We start from the raw sequence: 1,313 nt of genomic DNA on the forward strand, positions 1-1,313 counted from the left end.
CGAAGAAGTCGCCGAAGATGTTGCGGGGCATCAGCCGCACCTGACTTGTCGACGGTATGTCCTCGAACGCACCCTCGTCGATTGCGAGCGAGATGGTGGAAGCGGTGGTGCCAGGCTCGATCTCGGCCACAGCGCCGACGACGACGCCGCGGTACTGTACCGAGGATCCGACTCGCAGCGCACCGGCACTGGCGGGGACGACAGCACTGACCTGCGGTGTGGAACCGGTGGAGTCCGTACCTCTGCTGAACAAGAAGACGTAGGCGAGGATCAGGATGACCACGGCGAGTAAACCCCGCAGTGCCAGGGTGATTCGGCTGGAATTCGTGACGATCATCCGGTCAACCCGGGAACCTGAGGTTTGAGTCCCCAGAGCGCGATGGTCATGGCGACGTCGGTGAAGGCAAGGAAGACGATGCTGGTGCGCAGCGCTCGTCCGGCTGCTCGGCCGACGCCTTCAGGTCCACCCGTCGCGGTATAACCGTAGTAGCAGTGCACGAGGGTCACGACGACCGCGAACACCATGACTTTTATCAAGGACAACCAGATGTCGTTGGGAGAGAGGAAAAGACTGAAGTAGTAGCCGTATGTTCCTTCCGACTGGCCTTTGACCCGGATCACCGCAAGCGCCGTTGCCATGTACGAAGCGAACAGGCCGACGAGGTACAGCGGGACCACCGCGATGAGCGCCGCGATCATTCGGGTGGTGACCAGGTACCGCAGCGAGGGAATCGCCATGACTTCGAGTGCGTCGATTTCCTCGGAGATCCGCATGGCTCCGAGTTGCGCGGTGAATCCAGTTCCGACCTTGGCAGCCAAGGTGATTGCGGCAACGAGTGGTGCGACCTCACGAGTATTCGCGATGGCGGACATCACGCCGGACAGCGGTGCGAGGCCGACGAGGTTCAGTCCGCGGTAGCCCTCGAGTCCGATCTGGGAACCTGCGAAGAACGAGATCGCGAAGATCACGACGACGCTGCCGCCGCCGGCGAGCAGGGTGCCAGAACCGAAGGCCACCTGGGCGACGAGACGGGCGACTTCACGCCAATATCGCTTGAGGGTTGCCGGAATCGAGGTGATGACACGCGCGTGGAACGTGAACTGATCGCCGAGGCGACTCAGGCCGTCGACGGTGCGCGAACTGACCCGCTTGGCACGAATTGCGATGGGCAGGTGCATCAATAGGCACCTTTCAACGAGACGAACAGCGGGTAGAACTGAGTAATTGCGAGGTTGGCGACAAACACGAGAACGAACGAGAGCACGACGGTCTCGTTGACGGCATCGCCGACGCCTTGAGCACCGCGCTTGAC

3 protein-coding genes are annotated in these 1,313 nt (G+C 61.8%); all 3 read right to left on the minus strand.

Features of this window, described 5'->3' with window-relative positions; genetic code table 11:
- Positions 1-337: MlaD family protein (locus tag ABT116_RS47010; RefSeq protein ID WP_351647487.1), on the minus strand; the 337-nt coding region annotated here is incomplete at its 3' end.
- Positions 334-1,179, minus strand: coding sequence for an MlaE family ABC transporter permease (locus tag ABT116_RS47015; protein WP_095970882.1), 846 nt, complete (start codon positions 1,177-1,179; stop codon positions 334-336). The genes ABT116_RS47015 and ABT116_RS47010, both read right to left, overlap by 4 nt.
- The coding region (locus ABT116_RS47020) for an ABC transporter permease (protein WP_351647490.1) at positions 1,179-1,313 on the minus strand (135 nt) is incomplete at its 5' end. The genes ABT116_RS47015 and ABT116_RS47020, both read right to left, overlap by 1 nt.

The organism is Streptomyces sp. NPDC002130 (assembly GCF_040296465.1).
Taxonomy (GTDB): Bacteria; Actinomycetota; Actinomycetes; order Streptomycetales; family Streptomycetaceae; genus Streptomyces.

What these genes read in the sequence shown, in the direction of transcription:
- ABT116_RS47015 (WP_095970882.1), bottom strand. Translation starts at nt 1,179, where the DNA reads ATGCACCTGCCCATCGCAATTCGTGCCAAGCGGGTCAGTTCGCGCACC.